Source organism: Brumicola pallidula DSM 14239 = ACAM 615 (assembly GCF_000428905.1).
Taxonomy (GTDB): Bacteria; Pseudomonadota; Gammaproteobacteria; order Enterobacterales; family Alteromonadaceae; genus Glaciecola; species Glaciecola pallidula.
The window spans coordinates 169,755-176,302 of record NZ_AUAV01000014.1 but is presented as its reverse complement, the minus strand read 5'-3'; the positions used below and the strand labels follow the sequence as shown (position 1 = coordinate 176,302).

6 protein-coding genes and 1 rRNA gene are annotated in these 6,548 nt (G+C 38.0%); 3 read left to right on the top strand and 4 right to left on the bottom strand.

The genetic code is table 11. The annotated features are described in order from the left end of the window. Positions 1-104: ribosomal RNA gene (locus G399_RS0106315) — 16S ribosomal RNA — on the bottom strand; the annotation flags it as partial. A gap of 537 nt (positions 105-641) precedes the next feature. On the opposite strand from G399_RS0106315, the gene G399_RS0106310 reads away from it, so the two are divergent. Continuing rightward, positions 642-1,151, top strand: a complete 510-nt coding sequence (locus tag G399_RS0106310; protein WP_006011941.1) for an RNA recognition motif domain-containing protein — start codon at positions 642-644, stop codon at positions 1,149-1,151. Positions 1,152-1,183: 32 nt separating this feature from the next. Here the strand turns inward: G399_RS0106310 and G399_RS0106305 are convergent, their stop codons facing one another. Then, positions 1,184-2,461, bottom strand: coding sequence for a DUF5610 domain-containing protein (locus tag G399_RS0106305; protein ID WP_006011939.1), 1,278 nt, complete (start codon positions 2,459-2,461; stop codon positions 1,184-1,186). 81 nt (positions 2,462-2,542) lie between these two features. Between G399_RS0106305 and trmA the strand changes: the two genes are divergently transcribed. Further along, complete coding sequence (trmA, locus tag G399_RS0106300) at positions 2,543-3,637, top strand: tRNA (uridine(54)-C5)-methyltransferase TrmA (protein WP_006011937.1); 1,095 nt, start codon at positions 2,543-2,545, stop codon at positions 3,635-3,637. Between the two features lie 19 nt (positions 3,638-3,656). Here the strand turns inward: trmA and fabR are convergent, their stop codons facing one another. Continuing rightward, a complete protein-coding gene (gene fabR / locus G399_RS0106295; protein ID WP_006011936.1) occupies positions 3,657-4,256 on the bottom strand; it encodes an HTH-type transcriptional repressor FabR in 600 nt (199 codons plus the stop codon). Positions 4,257-4,368: 112 nt separating this feature from the next. Between fabR and G399_RS0106290 the strand changes: the two genes are divergently transcribed. Then, positions 4,369-5,502, top strand: a complete 1,134-nt coding sequence (locus G399_RS0106290) for a fatty acid desaturase (protein ID WP_006011935.1) — start codon at positions 4,369-4,371, stop codon at positions 5,500-5,502. Positions 5,503-5,787: 285 nt separating this feature from the next. Here G399_RS0106290 and G399_RS0106285 read toward each other — a convergent pair whose 3' ends face one another. Further along, complete coding sequence (locus G399_RS0106285; RefSeq protein WP_006011934.1) at positions 5,788-6,084, bottom strand: hypothetical protein; 297 nt, start codon at positions 6,082-6,084, stop codon at positions 5,788-5,790. Between the last annotated feature and the right edge of the window lie 464 nt (positions 6,085-6,548).

Below are 6,548 nucleotides of genomic sequence, written 5' to 3'. Positions count from 1 at the left end.
GCCACTCGACATCATCTAGCAAGCTAGACATGTTTCCGTTCGACTTGCATGTGTTAGGCCTGCCGCCAGCGTTCAATCTGAGCCATGATCAAACTCTTCAATTAAATTTTTTGTAAATCGTTTTTTGTTGTCGACACTCTCAATGAGTGCCCACACAGATTGTCTTGTTATAAATTGTTAAAGAACTGGCCAGCTTCTTTCTATTTCACTGGCGGCTTGAAAGTCACGTTCTGTGCCGTCTCAAGCGGGATGCATATACTACCTACATCATTTTTATTGTCAAGCTTTTTTACAATTCTTTGTGAATTTGTTTTTAACCGACACTGCCGATAAAACCAATTCAAACTGCGCTAAAACTCTCTCTTCAACTTAGCTTCCGAACGTTTGTTTGGATGTCTCCGTTGAAGAGAAAGCGCATAATAGAGGTATATGAAATATGTTCAAGTCTTTTTCTAAAATAAATTGAAAAATTCACGGATCAAGGCTTTATATGCTTTAAATCTACCCACATCGAGTAAAATACGAACAATTAGTCACAAATATCCCCGTCAATGAACACAGTACTAGTAAATGTGACATAAAACCGTCATATTGTATGCGCCTTTTACATAACGTTAACAAAAATAAGAGAAGGAAAGGTTATGGTATCCGTTAAAACGCCACTATTATTCGTGGCTTCGGTCATCTTGGCTGTGATTGGCTTTTTTGTCGCAAGTCTAATACTTGGAGAAGGATCAACAAGTATTGAAAAGTCGATGTTTGCAGTTGGGGTCATTCTCAACGCTGTTTTAATTTTTATATTAAGCAGCATTACAAAAACTACTGCTTCTGCAGCATCAACCTCAGTGACTAGTTCAGCTATTTCGAATGATGATGATCATGATGATGAATCTGATGAAGACGTTTCCACTTTATATGTAGGTAATCTGCCGTATCGTGCTAACGAACAAATAGTAAAGGAACATTTTGAAACGTTCGGTTATGTTAGGTCGGTAAGACTAATGAAAGATAAACGAACTGGGAAAAGAAAGGGATTTGGATTTGTCGAAGTCTCTGCCCAACAAGCTGATTCAATGATCGACAAGTTAAATGATTCAGAGTTTCAAGAGAGAACAATAAAGGTTAGGCCCGCTAAGGATAAAGTGGCTTAAACTTATCGTTCTTTCGAATATATAAAAGCCCGCTATTCAGCGGGCTTTTCATTTGAGGCAAAGGATGGCTTGTCTATATTTAAACTATCTAATAGTTTTGCATTAAATGTATGGAATCTATTTATCGCACTCAGGATATCAGGCACTTGAACGTCTTTCATTTCATTCACTAAACTATTGATCACAGATTTGAAGTCATCTTGCGAGCCTAACTTCTGGGCAGCTTGATTCATACCGTCTAAGACTTTATTCAAATATTCAGCAACTGCTTTAGGTGCTTTCAAATCCACACTTGGCGTTTCGGAGTATTGCTGTACCTCGCCGTACCTTTGAATTTTTTGTGAGCTTTCTACTTTAGTTAACTGCAACGCAAAATTAGATAACTCTTTGTTATCAAATCCAATGTCAAGTGCTTTGTTGTACGCTTTCTCAATATCGCCATGGTAAAAGGTGTTGGCAACATCATCCGCTAGTGCGACTAAATCACCGACCGCTTTAAGTTCAGCCTCATCGAGGTCACCCTTTATTTGTAAAGAGAAACGGTTTGTCTGCTGATAAATAAGGCTGGTTTGTAAGCTACCATCACCTACCATAAAACTTTCTTTTGACGTGCTTTCGCGCGCACCAAAACGAATCTGAACTTCGTCACCGTCTAGGGTGTGCACTGAAAATTCGCTCAATTCATCATTCTGTAATGATAAAAAATCACTTAGCATTTTGTCACTTTTTTCTGTTTTATCAGAAATTCTGGTTTCTAGCTTTTGAATTCCATCAAAAATTGATGCCTTACTTTTAACAATTCCTTGCTTAACTTCGTCGGTGGAATTTGCCCCCAATTCGTCTTCGGCTAGTTTAATTCCTTTTGACACGCCATAGCGAGCTTGTTCAAATAGTGAACTGAGCTTGTCATCAGATGCGCCATCATCTGATGCTTTTTTAATAACATTACCAACGAAACTCAGAACGTTACGCGCAACTTCTTCAAAATCAAAGAGCGGCATTTTAACCTTCTGTTCATGGTCTTTATCTTTGGCGGTTACATCAGCTGTGCGACCCTCAATCGTTAAGGTTTGACTAATGGATAAACCTAAGACACGTGCAGCTACCTTTCGATTATCCGACATACCTTGATTTTCATTTACAAAAGATTGCTGAAGCCCTTTGGCTTGCATCAACCCATCCTGTTGTAGTTGTTTGTTAAGGACAACTTCAGGTCGAACCATCTTTGGTTGCTCTGCCTGTGTAACCTTAATTTCACTTAAATTCATTACCAATACCTCTTTAGCCTCAACTTCCTTATCGGCACGCAAAAATAAAACCTTTAGCTTTAACTTGGTAAATTTTTAAAAAACTTTACAATTCACACTCTCCAATAAATATTTAGGTAATACATGTCGCACCAACTAGCCGAAAAATATCAACAACAACTTGACGAAAAAACCAATAGAGTCATCAATTTACTCTCTTCATTTTACCAATCAGATATTGATATTTACGCCTCTCAGCCAACACATTTCAGAATGAGAGCAGAGTTTCGTATTTGGCACGATGGTCTTGATACGTACCACATCATGTTTGACAAAATGAATAAGGAACAATATCGAGTTGACCAATTAGACGCGGCTAGCGAAATAATTAACAAAGGTATGGCCTTAATGACGGCGGCGTTTAAAGGAAATGAAATACTCAGAAGAAAACTTTTTCAGGTTGACTACTTGAGTACACTCACTGAAGAGCTATTAGTCACATTGGTTTATCACAAAGCACTAGATCAGACTTGGGAAGACGAAATAAAACAGTTGAAAGCAACACTGCCGAGCAATTTAAAAATAAGTTTTATTGGTCGTTCGAAGAAACAAAAAGTAATGTTGGACAACGACTTTGTTATTGAGGAACTGTGTATAAATAAAAGAATATATCAATTCAAACAAATTGAAAATAGCTTTACTCAGCCTAACGCCAGAGTCAATTGTAATATGATTGAGTGGTCGATGGCTCGAGTGACCGAGAAAAATAGAGATTTACTTGAGTTATATTGTGGAGCTGGTAATTTCTCAGTTCCTCTGGCCAGTTGTTTTAAAAACGTATTAGCAACAGAAATATCAAAAACATCGGTCAACGCTGCGCAATTTAATATTGAAATGAATGGAGTAGACAATCTCACCATTGTGAGACTCTCAAGTGAAGAATTTGTTGAAGCGATGTCTGGCGTCAGAGAGTTTCGTCGCTTGAGCTCTATTGATTTGACGAAATATGATTTTTCGACTGTACTAGTTGACCCTCCACGTGCCGGTATTGATGACAAAACACTCGATCTTATTCAGCAATTCGATAGCATTATCTATATTTCATGTAACCCGATTACGCTTGTAGAAAATTTAGAGAGCTTATGTTTAACCCATGAGATTAAACGTGCCGCAGTGTTTGATCAGTTTCCATTTACTGACCATATAGAAAGTGGTGTGTATTTGGAGCGTCGCCTATAAAGGTTGAATGCTACAGATTTCAACGAGAAGCGTACTTTACTGCCCCAAGTTGCACAAATCGAAGTTGAAGTTTGACTCGTTTTGCAGTTTCATCAACACATGGCTTATCCGAATCAAGGGCCTCGGCCCCAGCACTGAACACCAGCTTAACCATCGCCTCGGCCTGCATAGTGGCGATACTTCTGGGTAATTTTAATTGCAATACAATATAGTCACTTAGCTCCTCAATAAAGTGCTGTATTTCTCGGGCAACCGCGGCTCGAAACGCACCAGAGGTGCCTGTATGCTCACGCAACAATAAACGGAATACATTCTTATTATCCGTAATAAACTCCATAAATGTATCAACAGAAATGTCGATTACGCCTCCACCAGCTTCAATTCTTTGTCTAGCTTGTCGCATGAGCTGGCGCAATGCTAAGCCGGCCTCGTCAACCAATGTTAACCCTAATTCATTAATGTCAGTGAAATGCCCATAAAAAGAAGTCGGTGCTATTCCGGCTTCGCGTGCTACTTCACGCAGGCTCATTGCAGATAAACTTTTATCTTCGTTCAATAAACTAAACGCGGCATCAACTATGCGTTGTCTTGTTTGAAGTTTTTGTTCTTGTCTTTTCATATATAACTAGAATACATCAAAAAATGTAATTTTAAGAACTTTATTTCTTGCCAAGTAGGCCAACAAAAGTTAAATTGGCGTACAGTTGTAAGTTCAAATTTAAAGGTATCTCTTGAAAAAACCGCCCCTCATAATTACCAACGTTTTAATTTTTAGTATCCTGACGCTAATTGCATTGGTAGGGACACCAGTTTGGGCACTAACCTACGGTTTCGATTGGTTCGAAGTAGGTGCTGCCATTTTCTTATTCTATTTTACTGGCATGTCGATTACTGCTGGTTATCATCGTCTTTGGTCACATAAAACGTATAGCGCTCATCCTGTTGTGCGATTTATTTTGGCCGTTGGTGGCGCAATGACCGTGCAAAACAGTATTTTACATTGGTCATCTGATCATCGTGTGCACCATAAACACGTTGATGTTAATGATTCGGACCCCTATTCAGCAAAAAGAGGTTTTTGGTTTTCTCATATGGGTTGGATGTTGCGCGAATATCAGGCCACCCATTATGCAGACTACAGTAATTGCAAAGACCTGCAGAAAGAAAAAATAGTTATGTGGCAACATAATTATTACCTACCTATTGTGTTGGTGTCGAATTTTGGTATTACGGCTTTATTGGGTTGGTTCAATGGTGACATCTTAGGCATGATGCTACTCGCTGGTATTACCAGAATTGTGTTAGTTCATCATGTTACCTTTTTCATAAATTCATTAGCTCATATGTGGGGTTCGCGACCTTTTACTGATAAAAATTCAGCCAGAGATAATGGTGTTTTAGCTTTCTTTACGTTCGGAGAGGGTTACCATAATTTCCATCATATATTCGAATATGACTATAGAAATGGCGTGAAATGGTGGCAGTTTGATCCAACCAAATGGATGATAAAAGGCTTATCATTTTTAAAGTTAACGACAAACCTTAGAACGTGTACTGAAGAACGCATTGAAAAGGCTAAATTAGAAATGCAGCTAAAATATGCGCAAGATAAGGCAATACACTTACCAAACGCTGAAGAAATTGTTGCCAAAATTCAACATGAATATGACGTTTTGATGCATCGCATGGTTGAATATTACGCGACTAAAAAGCGCTTGGTGAATATGAAGAAGAAAAACTTAAAGGAAACATATGAGCGCTTAGAGCTTGATTTCAAATATAAAGAATTGAAACAAACGCTCGCTGTTCAAAAGCAGAAATGGCGAATAATGTACTCCTTTTACCTGGAGCCTCAATCAGCTTAATTAACATGATTAATAAAAAAGGATGCTTCAGCATCCTTTTTTATTTCTAAATTATTGCTCGGCCAATAGTTGGCGATATATGCCATACAGAACAAGCCCGAACTAGCGTTTGTTTTGAGACCAGCCGCATCGATAACGCCCTAAAAGCGTAACTGAGTAGTTTGTGAATACAACATTGGCCAAGCCATATCTCCCCAATCTTTGCCCTTGAATTAGTTGTTTACTAGTACATATAGACAAAAAAACCTCCAGTCAGGAGGTTTTTTATATCTTACGAACGCGTTTTTAGTTTTTTGCTAAATATGCGTCTCTGTGTGCCACAACATCAATCGACATTGTTTCAGGATTGAAAGTCATAGTAGCTATTGCTCTATCACTAACGTCGCTGGCTTTTTGAATGACAGCTTCTTCAGCTCGTATGAAGACTAAATTTGATGCTATTTGTTTACTCATACATTCGCTATTTACTTCAAATGTAGTTTTATCCATGCAATTGAACAACTTAGCTTCACCGGACTTTGCGTTCGCAGACATTGCTATCGCAGAAACTGTTATTAACATGATGGCTTTTAAATACTTCATATCAGTTCTCGGTGAGTTAACAGTGTTGTGAGTATATGCATTGATAACCTAAAATTCAAGCGGAATCATATAAATATTACATTTATATTACAGTTAAACGACAAAACAATGAATTATTAGTTCTTTTACGCTATTAATTGACTATTTAATATAATAAACACACTATTACATTAAGACATCAAGACTAGCTCCCAATTAAAAACTACTTTTAGGTATTATCAGAGACAACTTTGTAACTGTTGTACGACAGTACAATACTCTTTCAGATCGTTAAATGCCATTGGCTTAGCAAATTAGGTAATCAGGCACATCATCTTTTCCTAGCTTTAACATTTGGCTAGCTTGGATCCCACTCTCTGCACCTTGGGCAATAGTCATTAATCCGAGTTGCCTTGCGAGGTTAACAATAGCATGTGCAAAGAATAGTTTTCTTGGTCAACAAATTAACTTACTTTGAGAAAGCG